The following is a 19,155-nucleotide window of genomic DNA, read 5'->3' on the forward strand; positions in this document are numbered from 1 at the left end:
GCCGGAAGAGTAACGGAACCGCAGGACCGTTTATCCGGTCGATGTGGTGACTGTGCGTGTCGGCCGCCGTGATCATCCTGGTAGCGTCCGCTTACCCCGCTGGTTCCCCTGTTGTTTCTCTGCTGGTTCCCCTGCGCGTTGAGAGGTCGGAGCATGCCGGACGAAGCCGCCGCCCGCGACGAGGCCGAGGAGACGTCGGCCTTCTCGCACCCCGCCGTCCCCCCGGACGTCACTGTCGCGTACGGCGATCACCCGGATCAGGTCGTCGACTTCTACACGCCGCGCGGCGGGACGGGCCCGGCCCCGCTGGTCGTCGCCCTGCACGGTGGCGCGTGGCGGGCGCCGTACGACCGGACGCACCTGAGCCCGCTGTGCGACTTCCTGGCCCGGCGCGGGTTCGCCGTCGCCAACGTCGAGTACCGGCGCGGCAGTTCGCTGCCGCACCAGGGTGCGGACGGGCCGGTGGCGGGGCGCTGGCCGGAGACGTTCGACGACGTGGCGGCCGCCTTCGACGCGCTGCCCGCGCTGGCCGCCGAGCACCTGCCGACGGCGGACGCCCGGCGCGTCGTCGCCGTCGGGCACTCGGCGGGCGGGCAGCTCGCGCTGTGGGCGGCGGCGCGGCATGTGCTGCCCGAGGACGCGCCCTGGCACACCCGGGCCGCGGCCGCCCTGCGCGGTGTGGTGGCGCTCGCTCCGATCGCGGACCTCGCGCTCGCCGAGGAGCTGGGCGTGTGCGGGGGTGCCGCCGGTCAACTCCTGGGCGGTGAGACCGGGTTGTTCGACGAGCGGCGGCCGTACGCGGATCCCTCGCTCCTGCTGCCGACGGGGATCGCCACCACGCTGGTCCAGGGCCGCACCGACACCACGGTGCCGTTCGCGCTGGCCGAGGCGTATGCCGATGCGGCGGCGAAGGCCGGTGAGGTCGTGGGGGTCACCTTCCTGGAGGGAGTCGGCCACTTCCCGCTGATCGACCCGGCGGCGGACGCCTGCGCGGTGGTGGCGGAGGAGATCGCCCAACTGGCCTGCTGATCCGCCGGGTGCGCGTGGATGGGCGGCTGATCGCGCAGCTCGCTTCAGGGGCGCGGGGAACTGCGCGAGAAGCCCCACCGGGCCGCACCCGCACGACCGGCGGAAACCCCGCGGACGCGGACGCGTAGTACTCAGGACGGACCCGCAGCACCCGTCTCCCTGGGGACGACCGGAGAGCGGCCCGAGCCGTACCGTCGGGGCATGACCGAGACGACCCCCGCCACGGGCCCCAAAGAGCGCAGCCCCGAGTTCAGCTTCGTGCAGTCGGCGCTGCGCGGCCTGCGCGCGGACCTGTTCCAGGACGTGCGGGCCTACCGCCCGCTGCCGCGCCTCGCGACGGACGGCCCGCTCGCCCAGCTCTTCCCCGAGCAGATACGGCGTGAGCTGGACATCCTGCCGCACATCGTCGTCGTGTGCCTGGCCCTGATCAGCCTGGCGGTCGGCGCGACGGCCACCGTCGGAGAGTTCGGCTCGCTGGCGCTGGGGACGATCGCGGCCGCGCCTGTGGCGCTGACCCTGGTGCGCCCGGTGCTCGCCTGGTGGATCTCGCTGGCCGCCGCCCCGGTCCTCGTGATCGAGGGCGGCGATCTCTACCCGTGGGCGAGCGGCAGCATCATGGCGCACACGGTGGTGATGGCGATCGTCGCCGCCCGCACCCGCCCGCGCACGGCGGCCTGGATGTGGGTGATCAGCGGGCTGTACGGGGTGTTCGCCGGGGAGGCGCTCGGCGGCTGGTACGACAGCGACGCGGTGCTGATGGCGCTGTTCTCCGGCATCGTGCTCGCCCTCGTCGTCCTGATCCAGGCCAACCGCACCACCAGGCGCCAGGTCGTCGCCGAGCGCACCGTCACCGCCGTCGAGCGCGACAAGCGCACCCTCCTGGAGGAGCGCACGACCATCGCGCGCGAACTGCACGACGTCGTCGCCCACCACATGTCGGTGGTGGCGATCCAGGCGGAGGCGGCCCCCTACCGCGTCGAGAACCCGCCGCCCGAGCTGGAGCAGGCCTTCGTCACGATCCGGGAGAACGCGGTGGCGGCCCTCACCGAACTGCGCCGGGTCCTGGGCGTCGTACGGGTGGACTCCGCCGCGTACCCGACGGCGCCGGACGCGCCGCAGCCCACGCTCGCCGACCTCGACCGGCTCCTGGAGAACGTGCGGGAGGCGGGCCTGACCGTCACCAAGACCGTCACGGGCGCGGTCCGCGACCTGCCGCCCGGCGTCGAGCTGTCGGCGTACCGGATCGTGCAGGAGGCGCTGAGCAACACCCTGCGCCACGCGCCCGGCGCCGAGGCCGCCGTCGACATCGGCTACGTCCTGGGCGGGCTCGGCCTGCGCGTCGTCAACGGCCCGGCCACCGGCCTGCGCAAGGCCTCGCCCGGCGCCGGTCACGGCATCACCGGCATGCGCGAGCGGGTCTCCATGCTCAGCGGCGAGATGACGGCGGGCGAGACGGAGGACGGCGGCTACGAGGTCACGGTCTTCGTGCCGGTCGTCACCGCGCCGGAGGCCGGCGCATGATCAAGGTGCTGATCGCGGACGACCAGATGATGGTCCGCGAGGGCTTCTCGGTGCTGCTGAACGCGATGCCCGACATCGAGGTCGTCGGCGAGGCGGTCAACGGTATCGAGGCGGTCGCCCGGGTCCGCGACCTGAACCCCGACGTCGTCCTGATGGACATCCGCATGCCCGAGATGAACGGCATCGAGGCGACCCGCGAGATCGTCGCCGCCGGGACGGCGACAAAGGGCCCCGCCGTCCTCGTGCTGACCACCTTCGATCTCGACGAGTACGTGTACGAGGCGCTGCGCGCCGGCGCCTCCGGGTTTCTGCTCAAGGACGCCTCCGCGCGCCAACTCGCCGACGGAGTGCGGGTGGTGGCGGCCGGCGAGGCGCTGCTCGCGCCGACCGTGACCCGCCGCCTGATCACCGAGTTCTCCAAGCTGTCCGACACCCCGAAGCTCCCGGCGGCGCAGAACCCGGCCGCGTACGGCGAACTCACCGACCGCGAGACCGAGGTCCTGGTCCTCATCGCGCAGGGCCTGTCGAACGTGGAGATCGCCGAGCGGCTCGTGGTCGCCGAGTCGACGATCAAGACCCATGTCAGCCGGATCCTGGTGAAGCTGGGCCTGCGCGACCGCACCCAGGCGGCGGTCTTCGCCTACGAGGCCCGCCTGGTGACCCCCGGTTGAGACGACTCGTACGACTCCGGTGGGGGCCGGCCGCGCAGTGATGAGATGGCGCACGAAGTGCGCATCTCAGGGGCGCGGGGAACTGCGCGAGAAGCCCCACCGGGCCGCACCCGCCCACCCACGCAAACCCGGCAGACGATCAGGCCCTACCCGCACCCCGACCCCGGGTACTAACGTCACGCCATGAACGACACCGCCCCCTTCGACCCCTGGTCCCCGGCCTTCCTGGCCGACCCGTACCCCGCGTACGCGGAACTCCGCGCGAGGGGCCGGGTGCACCGGTTCGAGCCCACGAACCAGTACCTCGTCCCGCACCACGCCGACGTGTCCGCCCTGCTCAGGGACCGCAGGCTGGGCCGCACCTATCAACACCGGTACGCCCACGAGGAGTTCGGGCGGACCGCGCCGCCGCCGGAGCACGAGCCGTTCCACACCCTCAACGACCACGGCATGCTCGACCTGGAGCCGCCGGACCACACCCGGATCCGCCGCCTGGTCTCGAAGGCGTTCACCCCGCGCACGGTGCAGCGGCTCCAGCCGTACGTGGAGAAGCTGGCGTCCGAGCTGGTGGCCGGGCTCGTCGCGGACGGCGGCGGCGATCTGCTCACCCGGGTCGCCGAACCCCTCCCCGTCGCGGTCATCGCCGAGATGCTCGGCGTGCCCGAGGCCGACCGGGCTCCGCTGCGGCCCTGGTCGGCGGCGATCTGCGGGATGTACGAGCTGAACCCGCCGGAGGAGGTCGCCCGGGCCGCCGTACGGGCCTCGGTCGACTTCAGCGCGTACCTGCGGGAGTTGATCGCCCAGCGGCGCGCGGACCCGGGCGACGACCTCGTCTCCGGGCTGATCGCGGCCCATGACGACGGCGACCGGCTCACCGAGCAGGAGATGATCTCGACCTGCGTCCTGCTCCTGAACGCGGGCCACGAGGCCACGGTCAACTCGACGGTGAACGGCTGGGCGGCCCTCTTCCGCCACCCCGACCAGCTCGCCGCCCTGCGCGCCGACCACTCCCTGGTGCCGTCCGCGATCGAGGAGCTGATGCGCTACGACACCCCGCTCCAGCTCTTCGAGCGCTGGGTCCTGGAGGACATCGAGATCGCGGGCACCACCGTCCCGCGCGGCTCGGAGGTGGCCCTCCTCTTCGGCTCGGCCAACCACGATCCGGAGGTCTTCGCCGACCCGGCCCGGCTCGACCTGACCCGCGCCGACAACCCGCACATCTCCTTCTCGGCGGGCATCCACTACTGCATCGGGGCGCCGCTGGCCCGGCTCGAACTCGCCGCGTCGATGCGGGCGTTGCTCACCCAGGCGCCCACGCTGCGGCTCGCCGCCGAACCGGAGCGCAGCCCGAACTTCGTCATCCGGGGTCTGGCGGGCCTTGCCGTCGAGGTCTGAGGCGAGGCCCGAGCAGCCGGTGCAGCAGCAGCCCGCCGAGGACGCCGACGGCGATGCCCCCGATGAGGCAGGCGGGCAGCGCGAGGGAGACCAGCCGCCAGTCCGGGCCCGCCTCGAAGCGGTGGACGCGCCCCTCGGTCAGCTCCCGCCACACGGCGAGCCCGAGACCGAGCCCGGCGAGCGCGGAGAGGCAGCCGGCGGTGGCCTGTGTGCGTTGGCCCATGCCCGTAACGGACGCTGAAGCCTTTCTTCCGGGTTCCCGGGCTCAGGCGGACAGGTCGCGCCGCCCGAGCCCGGCGAGCCCCGCCGCGACCAGCACCGCCGCGAGCGCGCAGAGCGCCGGCACCGGCCCCCACGCCATCTCCCCGCCCGGGAGCTTCGGCAGGTGCCCGAAGGGGGACAGGTTCAGCACGGCCCGCGGCAGGTCGAGCGCCGGGCCGATCCAGCCGAGCAGCAGCGCCGCGCCCGCCACGCCCCAGCCGCCGCCGACGGCGGCCCGCGGGACGAGGCCGTAGAGGAACACCGCCACCGCACCGAGCGCCCAGATCGCGGGGAGCTGGACCAGACAGGCGCCCAGGATCGCGCCGAGGTCGTGCCCGTAGCCCGCCGCCAGGCCGAGCCCCCCGAGCAGCATGACGAGGACGGCACCGGCGAACGCGACGGTCAGATGGCCCGCAGCCCAGCGCAGCCGGCCCACCGCGCCGGACAGCACCGGCTCGGCGCGCTGCGCGGTCTCCTCGGCGTGCATCCGCAGGACCGCCTGGACGACGTAGAGCGCGGCGACCATGCCGAGCAGGCCGGTCATCCCGGCGAGGAACGCGTCCGTCAGCCCGGACTGCCCGCCCATCCGCTCGATGATCCGCCGGGTGTTCTCGCTGCCGCCGACCAGGTCCGTCGCGCCGTCGGTCACCGCGCCGAGCACCGCGCCCGAGGCGAGGAAGGCGAGGGACCAGCCGATGAGGCTGCCGCGCTGCAACCGCCGGGCGAGCGCACCGGCCGACCCGAGGCGTCCCCGGTCGGGCCCCGGCCGCGACGGCCAGAAGCTCATGCCGATGTCGCGCCGCCCGGCCAGCACGTACGCCACCGCGCCCTGGGCGACCGCGGCCGCCGCGAACAGCAGCAGCACCCACCAGCGTTCGCCCGCGTAGGCGCGGGTGTTCTCCAGCCAGCCGATGGGGGAGAGCCAGGTCGGCACGGAGGAACCGTCGGCGCTTCCCGCGTCCCCGGCCGCCCGCAGCACGAACGCGGCGCCCAGCAGGCCCGCGCTCAGCCCCCGGGCGAGCCGTGCGCTCTCGGTGAACTGGGCGACGATCGCCGCCAGCGTCGCGAAGACCATCCCGGTGCCGCCGGTCGCGAGGCCGAGGGCGAGCGCGCCCGCGAACCCCGAGTCCGCCGTCAGCGCCATGCCGGCCGTGATGAGCACCGCCACCGCGGCGTCGGCGACGAGCGCCGCGAGCAGCGCCGAGGTGAGCGGCGCCCGGCGGCCCACGCTCGCCGCGGACACCAGCTCCTGACGCCCGCTCTCCTCCTCGTCACGGGTGTGCCGTACGACGATCAGCAGGCTCATCGCCGCCGCGAACAGGCCCGCGTACGCGCCCACGCGCCAGACGGTCAGCCCGCCCAGCGAGTCGTCGAGCGCCGGGCCGTACAGGGCGCGCAGCGAGCCGTCGGCCCGCATCGTGGTCAGCACCCCGGCCCGCTCCCCGGCCGTCGCGTACAGGCCCTTCAGCGTCCTCGGCATGGAGATCACGGTCAGCGCGACGACGTAGACCCACAGCGGGAGCATCAGGCGGTCGCGGCGCAGCGCGAGCCGCAGCAGCGTCCCGGTGCCCGCCGTCGCGGTCATCGGGCGGCCACCCCCTCTTGGGCGTAGTGGCGCAGGAACAGCTCCTCCAGGGTGGGCGGGGCACTGGTCAGCGACCGCACGCCCGACGCGGTCAGGGACCGCAGTACGGCGTCGAGCCTGTCGGTGTCGACCTGGAGCCGGACCCGGTGGCCCTGCACGTCGAGGCCGTGGACGCCGGGCAGGGTGGCCAACTCACCTGGTTCCGCTGTCAGTTCCGCGGTGATGCTGGTCCGGGTCAGGTGGCGCAGCTCGGCGAGGGTGCCGCTCTCGACGGTCCGTCCGTTCCTGATGATGGAGACCCGGTCGCACAGCTCCTCGACCTCGCTGAGGATGTGGGACGACAGCAGCACGGTCCGGCCGTGCTCGCGGGCGGCCTCCCGCACGTACGCCTGGAAGACCTCCTCCTTCAGCGGGTCGAGCCCGGAGGTGGGCTCGTCGAGGATGAGCAGGTCGATGTCGGCGGCGGCGAAGGCGGCGACGAGCGCGACCTTCTGCCGGTTTCCCTTCGAGTACGTGCGGCACTTCTTGGTGGGGTCCAGCTCGAACCGCTCGATGAGCTCCGCCCGGCGCTTCCGGTCGAGCCCGCCCCTCAACCGCCCGTACAGATCGATGACTTCACCGCCGCTGAGGTTGCGCCACAGGGTCACGTCACCCGGGACGTACGCGATCCTGCGGTGCAGCTCGACCGCGTCGGCCCACGGATCGCCGCCGAGCAGTCGCACGGCTCCGGAGTCGGCGCGCAGCAGGCCGAGCAGGACGCGGAGGGTGGTCGACTTGCCCGCCCCGTTCGGCCCGAGGAAGCCGTGCACCTCTCCCGCCCCGACCTCCAGGTCGAGACCGTCGAGGGCGCGCGTCCTGCCGAACGACTTGTGCAGCCCGGAGACCGCGATTGCCTTCGTCATGCTTCTGAAGCTACGCGCACTTCACAAACTTGTGAAGTTAAGGAAACGTATAAACTCGGGGGCACGGAACGGGGCACGCCGGACAGGGGAGATGATCGGGACATGGACACGGCAGAGGCTGCGGCACAGGCCCGGGCCCGCTTCGTCGAGCGGTTCGCGGCGCAGCTGGCCGAGGCCGGGATGGCCCGGATGCCCGCGCGGATCTTCGCGGCGCTGCTCGCCTCCGACTCCGGCGCGCTGACCTCGGCCGAGCTGGGGGAGCGGCTCCGGGTGAGCCCGGCCGCCGTCTCGGGGGCCGTGCGCTATCTGACCCAGCAGCACATGGTCACCAGGGAGCGTGAGCCGGGGACCCGGCGGGATCTGTTCCGGGTGCACAACAACCAGTGGTACGAGGCGCTGACCAGCCGCGACACCGTGCTCAAGCGGTGGGAGGACGCCCTGCGCGAAGGAGTCGACGCCATCGGCGCCGACTCCCCGGCCGGCCGGCGGCTCGCCGAGACGCTGGCCTTCTTCGAGTTCGTCCAGACCGAGCTGACCGGAATGATGGAGCGCTGGCGGGAGCACCGCAGGACGCTCGATCTGGACGGAGCGGGTGACGGGTTCTAGACGGCGGACCAGCCGCCGTCCACCGGAAGGACGGCCCCGCTGATGTTGCTCGCCGCGTCCGAGGCCAGGAACACGATGGCCGCGGCCTGGGTCTCGGCCCCGGCCGGGGTGCCGACGTTGCCCAGGTAGGCGCCGAGCGCCTGCGGGCCCGCCGCGGCCGGGTCGACGTTCAGCTGGATGTTGGTGATCGTGCCGCCGGGCGCGATGGCGTTGGCCCGTATGCCCTTGCCCCGGTACATCACGGCGATCGACCTGGTCAGCCCCACGATGCCGTGCTTGGCGGCGGTGTAGGCGGCCCCGGCGGCCGAGCCGCGCAGCGCCGCCTCCGACGCGGTGAAGACGATCGCGCCCCGCCCGGCGTCGAGCATGTGCGGCACCACGGCCCGGGACAGCAGGAACGGCGCCGTGAGGTTGATCCGCAGCAGCCGCTCCCACTCGGCGTCGGTGACGTCGGCGACGGCCGACATCGAGTCCATGATCCCGGCGTTGTTGACGAGCACGTCGATCGCGCCGAACCGCGCCAGCGCCGTCGCGACGACCTCGTCGACGACCTTCTGGTCGCTCAGATCGCCCACGACGGCGACGGCGGTGCCGCCCGCGCCCTCGATCTCGGCGACCACCGCGGCGGAGGCCTCGGCGTTCAGGTCGGCGACGACCACCCGGTCGCCCTGCCCGGCGAAGGCGAGCGCGGCGGCCCGCCCGATGCCGGAACCGGCTCCGGTGACGACGACGGCGCGGTTGTTCTCGGTGCTCACGTGGTGCTCCTCGGTGGTGCGGCGGTGCTCGGTGCTGCTGGGTGCGGGCGGCCGGTCAGGACTGCGGGGACGGGGCGAGGTCCGCCGGGGCCGGCTCGGCCGCGGTGACGGTCTGCGCCTTGCGGTACGGGATCGTCAGCGTGATCAGCGCGGCGACCACCGCGACGCCGCAGCCGAGGAGCATGCCGGTGCGGAAGGCGTTCTCCGACGGCAGGGTGACCGGGCCGAGCTGTGTGGTCATCTGGGCCAGCACGACGCCGATCACGGCCGCCGACACGGAGGTGCCGATGGAGCGCATCAGCGTGTTGAAGCTGTTGGCCGCCGCGGTCTCCGACTGCGGCACGCCACCCATGATCAGTGCGGGCATGGCCCCGTACGCGAGCCCGACACCGGCGGTGATGACGCACATCGCGACCATCAACTGCCAGGCGGCGCCCATCAGGAAGACCGAGACGCCGTAGCCGGCCGCGATCACGAGCGTGCCGAGCAGCAGCGTCAGCTTCGGCCCGTGCTTGCCGGTGAGCTTTCCGCCCAGGGGCGCGACGACCATCATCATCAGGCCGCCCGGCATCATCCACAGGCCCATCGCCATCATCGACTGCCCGAGCCCGTAGCCGGTCGCCTTCGGCAGCTGGAGCAGCTGCGGCACGAGCAGCGACGAGGCGTACATCGCGAAGCCGACGACGACCGAGGCCGCGTTGGTCAGCAGCACCTGCGGGCGGGCCGTGGTGCGCAGGTCCACCATCGGCTCGGCGGTGCGCAGCTCCCACAGGCCCCAGCCGCCGAGGACCACGACGGCGGCGGCGAAGAGACCCAGCGTGGTGCCGCTGCCCCAGCCCCAGTCGGCGCCCTTGGACACGGCGAGCAGCAGGGCCACGAGTCCGGTGCCCAGACCGGCGGCGCCCGCGTAGTCGAAGCCGCCCGCGGTCTCCCGGCGCGTCTCGTTGTCCGGCACGACGACCTTGTAGAGCACGCCGATGACCACGCTCAGCGCGGCCGACACCCAGAACAGCACGCGCCAGCTGCCGTAGTCCGCGATGGCGGAGGCGAAGGGCAGGCCGAGCGCGCCGCCGATGCCGAGCGAGGCGCTCATCAGGGCGATGGAGGTGCCGAGCTTCTCCGGCGGTACGAGGTCGCGCAGCAGGCTGATGCCGAGCGGTACGAGACCGACGCCGAGGCCCTGCAGCGCACGGCCGGTGATCATCGTCGCCAGGTTCGTGGAGAGCGCCGCGACGACCGAGCCCAGGACCAGCGGCACGGTCGAGACGAGCAGCATCCGCCGCTTGCCGTACAGGTCGCCGAGGCGGCCCATGATGGGCGTGGCCACGGCGGCGGCGAGCAGGGTGACGGTGGCCACCCAGGTCGCGTTCGACGCGGAGGTGTCGAGGATCGTGGGCAGTTCGCCGAGCAGGGGCACGACCAGCGTCTGCATGATCGAGGCCACGATGCCGCCGAACGCGAGGACGGCGACGATGCGCCCGGAGCCCTCGGCTTCGGGCTTGCTTGCTTCCATGACTGACAGCGCTCCTTGTCGACGAGGCCCTCCGCGTTCCTGCGGTCCGGGCATGTGCACCGTACAGCTGATATGCATGATGCACAACGTATGTATGGTGCACATCTCGCGTGATATACCTGCTGACGAGGTCGGATTGCGAGAAAGGTGAAGGTGGACGTGGACGAGGTGGGCAAGGGCACGGGCAAGGACAAGACCACGCGCCAGGTCGAGTTCGAGACCATGCTGCTCGGCCGGCACGGCTACCTGTTCGGTCCGCGCGTCAGAGGCACCGACTGGCATCTCGACCGCAGCGCCTACATCCTGCTCACCCGGATCCAGATGGTCGGGCCGATGTCGATCGGTCAGCTGAGCGAGGCGACGGGGCTCGACGCCTCCACGCTCAACCGGCAGACGGCGGCGATGATGCGCGCCGGGCTCGTCGAGCGGATCCCGGACCCGGACGGGGGGATCGCCCGCAAGTTCCGGATCACCGAGGCGGGCGGGACGTTCCTCGACGACGACCGGGCCCGGTATCTCGGGGTGCTCGAAGGGCTCATGGAGGACTGGACCGAGGACGAGGTGGCCGATTTCGCCGCCGGGCTGCAGCGGCTGAACCGGGCCATCGAGCGGCTTGACGGCAGGCCCTGGCCGCGCCCCTGAGGCATGCGCTGCGCGCAGCCTTCCCCTGAGCGGGCGCAGCTCGCTTCAGGGGCGCGGGGAACTGCGCGAGAAGCCCCACCGGCCGTCAGCCGAACGACCCGGCACCGTCACGGCAGAGCCAACCCCCACGCCCCACCCCGCACCGTCCAGGTCCGCCGCCGCACCGGCCCCCCGATGACCGCGGAGTCCGACCGGTAGCGGAAGTCCTCGCCGGAGACCGTGACCGTCCGGGCCCGGACGGCCAGCCCTGCCGACCGCACGCACCGCACCTCCACCCGCGCCAGCCCCGTCCCGGCCGCGGGCCGCACACGGACGCCCTCCACCGGCTGGTCCAGGTCCACCAGGGTCACCCCGTCCGCCTCCACCCGCAGCCGCGCGGGCGCGACGGAGTCCGCCGGAGCCTGCCGGGCGGGCCGCGCGGCCAGCGACCGCACCAGCGAGCGGCACGTCCGCAGCCACGGCGGCCCGGCACCGGGGCCCTCCGGCGCCTCGGCCAGCGGCGGGATGCGCAGATCGCCGAGCACCACCCCGTCGCTGTCGTCGACCAGCAGATCGAGCCGCCGCTCCGTGCCGTACAGCGCGGCCCGCGCCGCGGCGACCGCCCCGGACGGCACTCCGAGCGAGCGCGCGAGCGAGACGCCGGCCCCCACCGGCACCATCGACAGCACCGCGCCGGACAGCTCGCGCTCCCGGTGCAGCAGCGACACCGCGCGCAGCAGAGCACGGTCGTCCCCGACCACCACCGGCCGCCGCGCACCCCGCTTGGCCAGCGCTTTCGCGAAATCCTCCGGGCCGTCCGGCAGGCACACCTTGGCCGTCGCGCCCGCGCACAGCACGTCCTTGGCGATCCGCACGGACTCCCCGTCCGTGCGCCGGGCGAACGGATCGACGATCACCAGCAACTGCCGGGACAGCTCCTCGTCCGTACGGTCAGATGGAAGGTCCAACGCCGCCACCTCGGCCTTGCCTCGCTTCCTCGGGTAGCATCTTTGTGCAAGAGCCCCTTGCGCTATTGCGCCAGGGGCTTCGTCTATTCCGGGGCACCCCAAGGCTCACGAAGGCCCGCCGCACCGACGCGGCGCGGACCCCTGACCTTGGACATGCCCCGCCCGGAAGGGGTGTACGCCTGTGCCCGCACTTGTGCTGCTCGGTGCTCAGTGGGGTGACGAAGGCAAGGGAAAGGCCACCGACCTGCTCGGTGGATCCGTGGACTATGTGGTGCGCTACCAGGGCGGCAACAACGCCGGTCACACGGTCGTCGTCGGCGACCAGAAGTATGCGCTCCACCTCCTCCCTTCCGGGATCCTCTCGCCGGAGTGCACACCGGTCATCGGAAACGGTGTCGTCGTCGACCCGTCGGTCCTGCTCTCCGAGCTGAGCGGTCTGAACGAGCGCGGCGTCGACACCTCCAAGCTGCTGCTCAGCGGAAACGCGCACATCATCACGCCGTACAACGTGACGGTGGACAAGGTGACCGAGCGCTTCCTCGGCAAGCGGAAGATCGGCACCACCGGCCGCGGTATCGGCCCGACCTACGCGGACAAGATCAACCGCGTCGGCATCCGCGTCCAGGACCTCTACGACGAGTCGATCCTCACCCAGAAGGTCGAAGCGGCGCTGGAGGTCAAGAACCAGCTGCTCACCAAGCTCTACAACCGCCGCGCCATCGAGGCGCAGCAGGTCGTCGAGGAGCTGCTCGGCTACGCGGACCAGATCAAGGGCTACGTCGCCGACACCACCCTGATCCTCAACAACGCGCTGGACGAGGACAAGGTCGTGCTCTTCGAGGGCGGCCAGGGCACGCTCCTCGACATCGACCACGGCACGTACCCCTTCGTCACCTCGTCGAACCCGACCGCGGGCGGCGCCTGCACCGGCACCGGCGTGGGCCCGACGAAGATCGGCCGGGTCATCGGCATCCTGAAGGCGTACACGACCCGCGTCGGCGCCGGCCCGTTCCCCACGGAGCTGTTCGACCAGGACGGCGAGGACCTGCGCCGCATCGGCGGCGAGCGCGGTGTGACCACCGGCCGTGACCGCCGCTGCGGCTGGTTCGACGCGGTCATCGCCCGCTACGCGACCCGCGTGAACGGCCTGACGGACTTCTTCCTCACCAAGCTGGACGTCCTCACCGGCTGGGAGCAGATCCCGGTCTGTGTCGCGTACGAGATCGACGGCGAGCGCGTCGAGGAACTCCCGTACAGCCAGACCGACTTCCACCACGCGAAGCCGGTCTACGAGTACCTGCCCGGCTGGTCGGAGGACATCACGAAGGCCAAGACCTTCGGCGACCTCCCGAAGAACGCGCAGGCCTACGTGAAGGCGCTGGAGGACATGTCCGGCGCCCCGATCTCGGCCATCGGCGTCGGCCCCGGCCGCGACGAGACGATCGAGATCAACTCGTTCCTGTAGGACGGCAGTCGACGGTGCCCCGGTCCGCCTTCGGCGGGCCGGGGCACCGTCATGAGGGCCTCAGCCGCTCTTCGTGTACGTCAGGGTCTGCTTCTTGCCGGTCGCGTCGATCATGACGCGGCGCAGTTCGCCCGAGGGCAGGACCGTGATGGTGCTGGGCCGGCCCGGGGCGCAGTCCGTGCGGGGTTCGGCGACCACCGGGTCGGTGGAGCCGATGTGCAGGGTGGAATCGCTGGCCGACGTCAGCTCGCCCTGGAAGACACAGTGGTAGGCCGTGCCCTCCTTGTCGTAGCCGTCCGCCGTCATCGACAGGACCGTGTCGCCGCGATCGCCCTGCTGGATGGTGATCTGGCGGGGGTGGTGCCCCAGTTCGTTGTCGATCGCGCCGTCCCACGTGCCCAGGTACTTCGCCGGTATCTCGCCCGCGCCGCCGCCCGACTGCGGCGACGGCGACTCGACCGTCCCGGTCGGCGTGGCCGGCTGCTGCGAGGTGGGGGTGTCCTGGCCCTGGGCCGAGGTCCGGGGCGACGGGGACGCCGACGACGCCGGAGCGGCGGACCCCGAGCCGCCGGCCTGCGGCGATCCGCTCCCTGCGCTGCCGTCGTCCTTCATCAGCGCGTACACCGAGCCGCCCGCCCCGAGCGCCACGATCAGCGCCACCGCGACGAGCGCCGCCGTCGAGCGGGTGCGGCGCGGCTCCTGCGGGGGCAGCGGCGCGGGGCCGTAGGGCGGGGTCTGCGCCCAGGCACCCTGCGGATAGCCGTACGCCGGGGCCTGCGGCGGATAGCCGTACGCGGGCGGGTTCGGCGTGGCGGCCGGCGGGGCCGGGGCGGCCGGCGGCGCGCTCTGGCCGACGACCACCGTCGGCAGGTGGTTCACCGGGGTCGCACCGCCGGGCGCACCGGGCGGAGGCGGCGCGGGCGACGCCACGGCCGCCGGGGCGTCGCCGCCGTCGGGGTCCTCCGAGTCGAGCAACTGCACGGCGTGCCGCCCCAGTTGGGCCACCAGGGCGCCGGGCAGCCACGGGTCGCGGGTGCGGCCGCCGTCGCCCAGGGTGTCCTCGGCGCCGGTGCGCTCCAGGATCTCGTCCGGCGTCGGCCGCTCCCCGGGCTCCTTGCGCAGACAGTCCAGGACCAGCTCGTGCAGCCCCTCCGGGAGGTTCGTCAGGTCCGGCTCCTCCTGGGCTATCCGGAACATCAGGGCGTGCACCCCGCTGTTGGACGTGCCGAACGGCAGTGCGCCGGTCGCCGCGTACGAGAGCACCGACCCCAGGCAGAACACGTCGCAGGCCGGGGTGATCCGGTCGCCGCGCACCTGCTCGGGCGCCATGAAGCCGGGTGATCCGACCAGCGCGCCGGTCCGCGTCAGACCGCCGTCGGTGATCGTCTCCAGCGCGCGGGCGATGCCGAAGTCGATGACGCGCGGTCCGTCGATCGTCACCAGCACGTTCGACGGCTTCAGGTCGCGGTGGACGATCCCGGCCGCGTGCACGTCCTTGATCGCGTGGGCGAGACCGGCCGCCAGGATGCGCACGGAACGCTCCGGCAGCGCGCCGTACTCGTGCGAGACGACCTGCTGGAGCGAGGGCCCCGCCACGTACGCGGTCGCCACCCACGGGACCTGCGCCCCGGTGTCCGCGTCGAGCACGCTCGCCGTCCAGGCGCCGCCGACCTGCCGGGCCGCCTGCACCTCCTGCCGGAACCGGTCCCGGAACTCCTCCTGCTCCGCCAGCTCCTCGCGCACCAGCTTCACGGCGACCGTGCGCCCGCGCTCCGAGCGCGCCAGGTACACCTGCCCCATGCCCCCCGCGCCGAGCCGGCCGAGCAGCCGGTACGCCCCGATGCGCTGCGGATCCCCCGGCCCCAGAGCCTCAAGTCTGTCCATGTCGCGCCACCCTCCCCCGTACGTGTGCAACAAACCGAGAATAGTGCCGACCTACGACAGAGGGACCCGTACTGGCTTCTACGGTTCCGTAACGGACCTGTCCTGACAGAGAACCCGCACGACGGACCGGGCGACAGACTGTCGTGTTCCCCGGCGTCCCGCAGACAGGACGCCGATGGCACCCGGGGGCCGCGTCCCTTTACCCTCGGCCCCATGACCCCTCAGCCGAATCCCCAGGTCGGCGCCGCCGTCAAGGCCGCGGACCGCAACCACGTGTTCCACTCCTGGTCCGCACAGGAGCTCATCGACCCGCTCGCCGTCGCCGGTGCCGAAGGCTCGTACTTCTGGGACTACGACGGCAACCGCTACCTCGACTTCACCTCCGGGCTCGTCTACACGAACATCGGGTACCAGCACCCGAAGGTCGTCGCCGCGATCCAGGAGCAGGCCGCGACGATGACGACCTTCGCGCCCGCCTTCGCGATCGAGTCGCGCTCGGAGGCCGCACGCCTCATCGCCGAGCGCACCCCCGGCGACCTCGACAAGATCTTCTTCACCAACGGCGGCGCGGACGCCGTCGAGCACGCCCTGCGGATGGCCCGCCTGCACACGGGCCGCCCGAAGGTGCTCTCCGCCTACCGCTCGTACCACGGCGGCACCCAGCAGGCGATCAACGTCACCGGGGACCCGCGGCGCTGGGCCAACGACAGCGGCTCGGCCGGTGTCGTGCGCTTCTGGGCGCCGTTCCTGTACCGCTCGCGCTTCTACGCCGAGACGGAGGAGCAGGAGTGCGCCCGCGCCCTGGAGCACCTGGAGTCCACGATCCAGTTCGAGGGTCCGGCGACGATCGCCGCGATCATCCTGGAGACGGTCCCGGGCACCGCGGGCATCATGCTGCCGCCCGAGGGCTACCTCGCGGGCGTGCGCGAGCTGTGCGACAAGTACGGCATCGTCTTCGTCCTCGACGAGGTCATGGCGGGCTTCGGCCGCACCGGCAAGTGGTTCGCCGCCGACCTGTACGACGTCACGCCGGACCTGATGACCTTCGCCAAGGGCGTGAACTCGGGCTACGTGCCGCTGGGCGGCGTCGCGATCTCCGGCGCGATCGCCGAGACCTTCGCCAAGCGCCCGTACCCCGGCGGTCTCACGTACTCCGGCCACCCGCTGGCCTGCGCCGCCGCCGTCGCCACCATCAACGCGATGGAGGAGGAGGGCATCGTCGAGCAGGCCGCGAGGACCGGCGCGGAGATCATCGAGCCCGCGCTGCGCGAGCTCGCCGAGCGGCACCCGTCGGTCGGCGAGGTGCGCGGCGTCGGCATGTTCTGGGCCCTGGACCTGGTACGGGACAAGGCGACGCGCGAGCCGCTGGTGCCGTACAACGCGGCCGGTGCGGACAACGCGCCGATGGCCGCGTTCGGCGCCGCCGCCAAGAAGAACGGCCTGTGGCCCTTCATCAACATGAACCGGACCCACGTCGTGCCGCCGCTGAACATCACCGAGGCGGAGGCCAAGGAGGGCCTCGCCGCCCTGGACGCGGCGCTCTCCGTCGCGGACGAGCACACGGCCTAGAGCCGTCGTGTTTCCGGTGGGCCGGGGGACCGGCCCACCGGAACGGTTCAGCTGAAGATGATCATCGAGCCCTGGGCCAGGCTGCGCGTCGCCGCCTGGTGCAGGCCCAGCCATACGTGCCGCTCCCGCGCGAACGGGCTGTCGTCGAGCGGCACCGCGGCCGCCGGTTCCTCCAGCGCGGTGGGACCGGTGGGCGGCGCGGGCGCCACCGGCGGGTTCGACGGGTCGATCCCGATCGCCGGAGCCACGTACTCCAGTTCGCGCAGCAGCGCGTGCGACGAGCCCAGCGGGCCGCCCCCGGCGAGCAGTTCGTCGTTGGACAGCGGGGTCGGGAAGTCCACGGGCACGTACGCGCCCGCGTGGTCGTAGTGCCACACCAGATGCGAACTCTGCGCCGTCGACTCGAACATCTCCAGCAACTGCTCGTAGTCCCCGCCGAGTTCGTCGACCGGGGTCACCGCGAGACCGCACAGCTGGAGCAGATACGCGCGGCGCAGGAAGTGCAGCGCGTCGTAGTCGAACCCCGCGACCGGGGCCACGTCGCCCGAGAGTCCCGGCATGTACGAGTAGACCGGCACCGGCGGCAGTCCTGCCTCGTGCAACGCCTTGTCGTAGAGCGCGAGTTCGTCGGCGAAGGGATTGTCGGGGCTGTGGCACAGCACGTCGACGAGGGGGACGAGCCACAGGTCACAGGCCAAGGGGGCTCCTTAGAGTCGGACGTCCTGGCGTCAGCGCAAGGGTAGTGCGCGGCGGGCCGGGGCAGACCTCTCTTGCAGCTAACCGTTCAGAGGGGCTGTCCGCCGGTGAGGCGCTCGATCAGCGCGAGCGAGTCGGCGTTGTACGCGGCGATGATCGCGTGCGCGCGGCGCGGGTCCCGGTCGACGAGGGCGTCGACCAGCTCGCAGTGCCCGGCCCACAGACGGCCCTTCAGCTCCCCGGCCCCGCGCAGGAGCGGCACCGTGTACATCCAGGACTGGACGCGCAGCCGGTGGAAGAAGTCGGAGAGGTAGGGGTTGCCGAAGAGCGCCGAGAGCTCCCGCCAGAACCGCAGGTCGTAGCCGATCAGCACGTTCAGGTCGCCGGCGGTCGCGGCGCGGGCCGCCTCCTCGCCGCGGCGGCGCACCCCGGCCAGGGCGTCGTAGGCGGCCGGATCCTCGGGGGCGCTCTCGGTGAGCCCGCGGAAGATGCCGTCGGCGACCAGGCTGCGGGCCTCGATCATGGCGCGGTGGTCGGCCAGGGAGTACTCGTGGACGCGGAAGCCGCGGTGCTGGGCGGAGTCGAGCAGGCCCTGGGCCGTGAGGTCGACCAGGGCCTCGCGGACGGGGGTGGCCGAGACGCCGTAGCCGTCGGCGATCTCCTTGACGGTGAATTCCTGGCCGGGGGTGAGGCGCCCGCTCAGGATCTCGTCGCGCAGGGCGTCCGCGATCTGCTGGCGCAGGGTGGAGCGGGTGACGGTGGGGGCGTCGGATGCGGGCGCCACGGGTCCCCTCCGGGGGCAGCTGGGTGATGTGTTCCGGTCAGCCTAGCCGCGGGGCGGTCGTCCTACGGGTGCCGGTCTCGTCGTGGCTGATCGCGCAGTTCCCCGCGCCCCTTACGGGGCGCTACCTCGGCTCCGGGGGGCGTTGGCGGGGCATGTTGGGGCGGGTGCCCGGGGGGAGGGGGAAGCGGGGGATGCCGTTCGTGTCCGGGGTGCGGGCCGTCGCGCCGGGGACCGCGGACTGCATGACCAGCGGCGCGGGGCCGGAGCGGAACTCCACCATCCAGTCCGTCGTCTCGGCCCGCACCAGCTCCGTCACGTCCTCGGAGAACCGCCGCAGCACCCCGAGACACCGCTCGGCCGCCTCGCTCGCCGTCCCGTCGGCCGGCCCCAGCACCTCCCGGACGCTCTCCGAGGCCCAGTCGAACTGCAGCACCAGCAGTCGCCGCTGCACCGCCTGTGCCGTGGCGACATCCCTTATCCAGCCCGAGGTCAGCCCGAAGTACCGGTCGCACCCGACGCACGCCACGGCCAGCAGCAGGGCGAGATACCCCCACGGCGCCGTGCCCGACGCGGTGCCCGTCAGATCGAGCAGCGGCAGCGCCCCGGCGCACACGGCGCCCAGCACGGTCCCCGCCCGCAGCGCCCGCGCGCCCCGGCGCTTCCAGATCCGGCCGGCGAAGTACCGGTCCGCGGTCCGCAGCGCACCCCGCTCGACCCACCGGTACAGCTCGTCGAGCCGCTCGGCGGGCTCGCCCCAGTCGCCGAGCGGGAACGCCCGCCCGGTGAGGTCGCCGAAACCCTCCTGGGGCGGTCCTTCGGGCTGCATCTCCGGCTGACTCACCCGGCACTCCCTCGACTGGTCACGGCTGGGGCTCGACGTGCAGCATCTTCCTACCGCCCAATGGGTGGCCAAGGTCCCGTTTTCGCGGG

18 protein-coding genes are annotated in these 19,155 nt (G+C 72.8%); 8 read left to right on the forward strand and 10 right to left on the reverse strand.

All coding sequences use genetic code 11. From position 1 onward, the window contains the following. Positions 1-153 precede the first annotated feature (153 nt). The 4 genes from ABT127_RS34460 (at position 154) to ABT127_RS34475 (ending at position 4,616) form a co-directional block, all read left to right on the forward strand. Positions 154-1,029: an alpha/beta hydrolase gene (locus ABT127_RS34460; RefSeq protein WP_351458919.1), complete on the forward strand. Its 876-nt coding sequence runs from the start codon at positions 154-156 to the stop codon at positions 1,027-1,029. 201 nt (positions 1,030-1,230) lie between these two features. After that, positions 1,231-2,550: a sensor histidine kinase gene (locus ABT127_RS34465; RefSeq protein WP_351458921.1), complete on the forward strand. Its 1,320-nt coding sequence runs from the start codon at positions 1,231-1,233 to the stop codon at positions 2,548-2,550. Continuing rightward, complete coding sequence (locus ABT127_RS34470; protein WP_351458924.1) at positions 2,547-3,221, forward strand: response regulator; 675 nt, start codon at positions 2,547-2,549, stop codon at positions 3,219-3,221. Before ABT127_RS34465 ends, ABT127_RS34470 begins: the two co-directional genes overlap by 4 nt. A 183-nt stretch (positions 3,222-3,404) precedes the next feature. After that, positions 3,405-4,616, forward strand: a complete 1,212-nt coding sequence (locus ABT127_RS34475; RefSeq protein WP_351458927.1) for a cytochrome P450 — start codon at positions 3,405-3,407, stop codon at positions 4,614-4,616. Here ABT127_RS34475 and ABT127_RS34480 read toward each other — a convergent pair. The 3 genes from ABT127_RS34480 to ABT127_RS34490 are packed head-to-tail and all read right to left on the reverse strand — an operon-like array spanning position 4,579 to position 7,364. Beyond that, positions 4,579-4,839, reverse strand: coding sequence for a hypothetical protein (locus ABT127_RS34480; protein ID WP_351458930.1), 261 nt, complete (start codon positions 4,837-4,839; stop codon positions 4,579-4,581). The genes ABT127_RS34475 and ABT127_RS34480 overlap by 38 nt on opposite strands. A gap of 42 nt (positions 4,840-4,881) precedes the next feature. Next, positions 4,882-6,462 carry an ABC transporter permease gene (locus ABT127_RS34485; protein WP_351458933.1) on the reverse strand — a complete coding sequence of 527 codons (1,581 nt, stop codon included), beginning with the start codon at positions 6,460-6,462 and terminating at the stop codon, positions 4,882-4,884. Continuing rightward, a complete protein-coding gene (locus tag ABT127_RS34490) occupies positions 6,459-7,364 on the reverse strand; it encodes an ABC transporter ATP-binding protein (RefSeq protein WP_351458936.1) in 906 nt (301 codons plus the stop codon). The genes ABT127_RS34485 and ABT127_RS34490 overlap by 4 nt, the downstream gene beginning before the upstream one ends. 102 nt (positions 7,365-7,466) lie before the next feature. Between ABT127_RS34490 and ABT127_RS34495 the strand changes: the two genes are divergently transcribed. Beyond that, complete coding sequence (locus tag ABT127_RS34495; protein ID WP_351458938.1) at positions 7,467-7,970, forward strand: GbsR/MarR family transcriptional regulator; 504 nt, start codon at positions 7,467-7,469, stop codon at positions 7,968-7,970. Here the strand turns inward: ABT127_RS34495 and ABT127_RS34500 are convergent. Next, complete coding sequence (locus ABT127_RS34500) at positions 7,967-8,725, reverse strand: SDR family NAD(P)-dependent oxidoreductase (protein WP_351458941.1); 759 nt, start codon at positions 8,723-8,725, stop codon at positions 7,967-7,969. The genes ABT127_RS34495 and ABT127_RS34500 overlap by 4 nt on opposite strands. 55 nt (positions 8,726-8,780) lie before the next feature. Beyond that, the gene (locus ABT127_RS34505) at positions 8,781-10,238 is read right to left on the reverse strand and encodes an MFS transporter (protein WP_351458944.1); all 1,458 of its coding nucleotides are present in this window, start codon (positions 10,236-10,238) and stop codon (positions 8,781-8,783) included. A gap of 222 nt (positions 10,239-10,460) precedes the next feature. On the opposite strand from ABT127_RS34505, the gene ABT127_RS34510 reads away from it, so the two are divergent. Then, entirely contained in the window at positions 10,461-10,880 is a 420-nt protein-coding gene (locus ABT127_RS34510) for a MarR family winged helix-turn-helix transcriptional regulator (protein WP_351458995.1), read from the forward strand. A 107-nt stretch (positions 10,881-10,987) separates the two neighbouring features. Here ABT127_RS34510 and ABT127_RS34515 read toward each other — a convergent pair whose 3' ends face one another. After that, positions 10,988-11,827 (reverse strand): diacylglycerol kinase family protein, encoded by an 840-nt coding sequence (locus ABT127_RS34515; protein ID WP_351458947.1) that lies wholly within the window; start codon positions 11,825-11,827, stop codon positions 10,988-10,990. Between the two features lie 181 nt (positions 11,828-12,008). On the opposite strand from ABT127_RS34515, the gene ABT127_RS34520 reads away from it, so the two are divergent. Then, positions 12,009-13,292: an adenylosuccinate synthase gene (locus ABT127_RS34520; protein ID WP_351458950.1), complete on the forward strand. Its 1,284-nt coding sequence runs from the start codon at positions 12,009-12,011 to the stop codon at positions 13,290-13,292. A gap of 60 nt (positions 13,293-13,352) precedes the next feature. Here the strand turns inward: ABT127_RS34520 and ABT127_RS34525 are convergent, their stop codons facing one another. Further along, positions 13,353-15,176, reverse strand: a complete 1,824-nt coding sequence (locus ABT127_RS34525) for a serine/threonine-protein kinase (protein ID WP_351458952.1) — start codon at positions 15,174-15,176, stop codon at positions 13,353-13,355. Between the two features lie 213 nt (positions 15,177-15,389). Here ABT127_RS34525 and ABT127_RS34530 point away from each other — a divergent pair, with 213 nt between their 5' ends. After that, a complete protein-coding gene (locus ABT127_RS34530; protein ID WP_351458955.1) occupies positions 15,390-16,745 on the forward strand; it encodes an aspartate aminotransferase family protein in 1,356 nt (451 codons plus the stop codon). A gap of 47 nt (positions 16,746-16,792) precedes the next feature. On the opposite strand, the gene ABT127_RS34535 is transcribed toward ABT127_RS34530, so the two are convergent. From ABT127_RS34535 to ABT127_RS34545, 3 genes are all read right to left on the reverse strand, one after another. Then, the gene (locus tag ABT127_RS34535) at positions 16,793-17,443 is read right to left on the reverse strand and encodes a putative DNA-mimic protein (protein ID WP_351458958.1); all 651 of its coding nucleotides are present in this window, start codon (positions 17,441-17,443) and stop codon (positions 16,793-16,795) included. Positions 17,444-17,529: 86 nt separating this feature from the next. Continuing rightward, entirely contained in the window at positions 17,530-18,225 is a 696-nt protein-coding gene (locus tag ABT127_RS34540; RefSeq protein ID WP_351458961.1) for a GntR family transcriptional regulator, read from the reverse strand. 121 nt (positions 18,226-18,346) lie between these two features. After that, a complete protein-coding gene (locus ABT127_RS34545) occupies positions 18,347-19,066 on the reverse strand; it encodes an SLATT domain-containing protein (RefSeq protein WP_351458964.1) in 720 nt (239 codons plus the stop codon). Positions 19,067-19,155 lie beyond the last annotated feature (89 nt).

Origin of the sequence: Streptomyces sp. NPDC001904 (assembly GCF_040297005.1) — a bacterium.
Taxonomy (GTDB): Bacteria; Actinomycetota; Actinomycetes; order Streptomycetales; family Streptomycetaceae; genus Streptomyces.

Bases quoted from the DNA above. Each gene is read 5' to 3' on its own strand.
- ABT127_RS34460 (WP_351458919.1), top strand. From the start codon at position 154: ATGCCGGACGAAGCCGCCGCCCGCGACGAGGCCGAGGAGACGTCGGCC.
- ABT127_RS34465 (WP_351458921.1), top strand. From the start codon at position 1,231: ATGACCGAGACGACCCCCGCCACGGGCCCCAAAGAGCGCAGCCCCGAG.
- ABT127_RS34470 (WP_351458924.1), top strand. From the start codon at position 2,547: ATGATCAAGGTGCTGATCGCGGACGACCAGATGATGGTCCGCGAGGGC.
- ABT127_RS34475 (WP_351458927.1), top strand. From the start codon at position 3,405: ATGAACGACACCGCCCCCTTCGACCCCTGGTCCCCGGCCTTCCTGGCC.
- ABT127_RS34480 (WP_351458930.1), bottom strand. From the start codon at position 4,839: ATGGGCCAACGCACACAGGCCACCGCCGGCTGCCTCTCCGCGCTCGCC.
- ABT127_RS34485 (WP_351458933.1), bottom strand. From the start codon at position 6,462: ATGACCGCGACGGCGGGCACCGGGACGCTGCTGCGGCTCGCGCTGCGC.
- ABT127_RS34490 (WP_351458936.1), bottom strand. From the start codon at position 7,364: ATGACGAAGGCAATCGCGGTCTCCGGGCTGCACAAGTCGTTCGGCAGG.
- ABT127_RS34495 (WP_351458938.1), top strand. From the start codon at position 7,467: ATGGACACGGCAGAGGCTGCGGCACAGGCCCGGGCCCGCTTCGTCGAG.
- ABT127_RS34505 (WP_351458944.1), bottom strand. From the start codon at position 10,238: ATGGAAGCAAGCAAGCCCGAAGCCGAGGGCTCCGGGCGCATCGTCGCC.
- ABT127_RS34510 (WP_351458995.1), top strand. From the start codon at position 10,461: ATGCTGCTCGGCCGGCACGGCTACCTGTTCGGTCCGCGCGTCAGAGGC.
- ABT127_RS34525 (WP_351458952.1), bottom strand. From the start codon at position 15,176: ATGGACAGACTTGAGGCTCTGGGGCCGGGGGATCCGCAGCGCATCGGG.
- ABT127_RS34530 (WP_351458955.1), top strand. From the start codon at position 15,390: ATGACCCCTCAGCCGAATCCCCAGGTCGGCGCCGCCGTCAAGGCCGCG.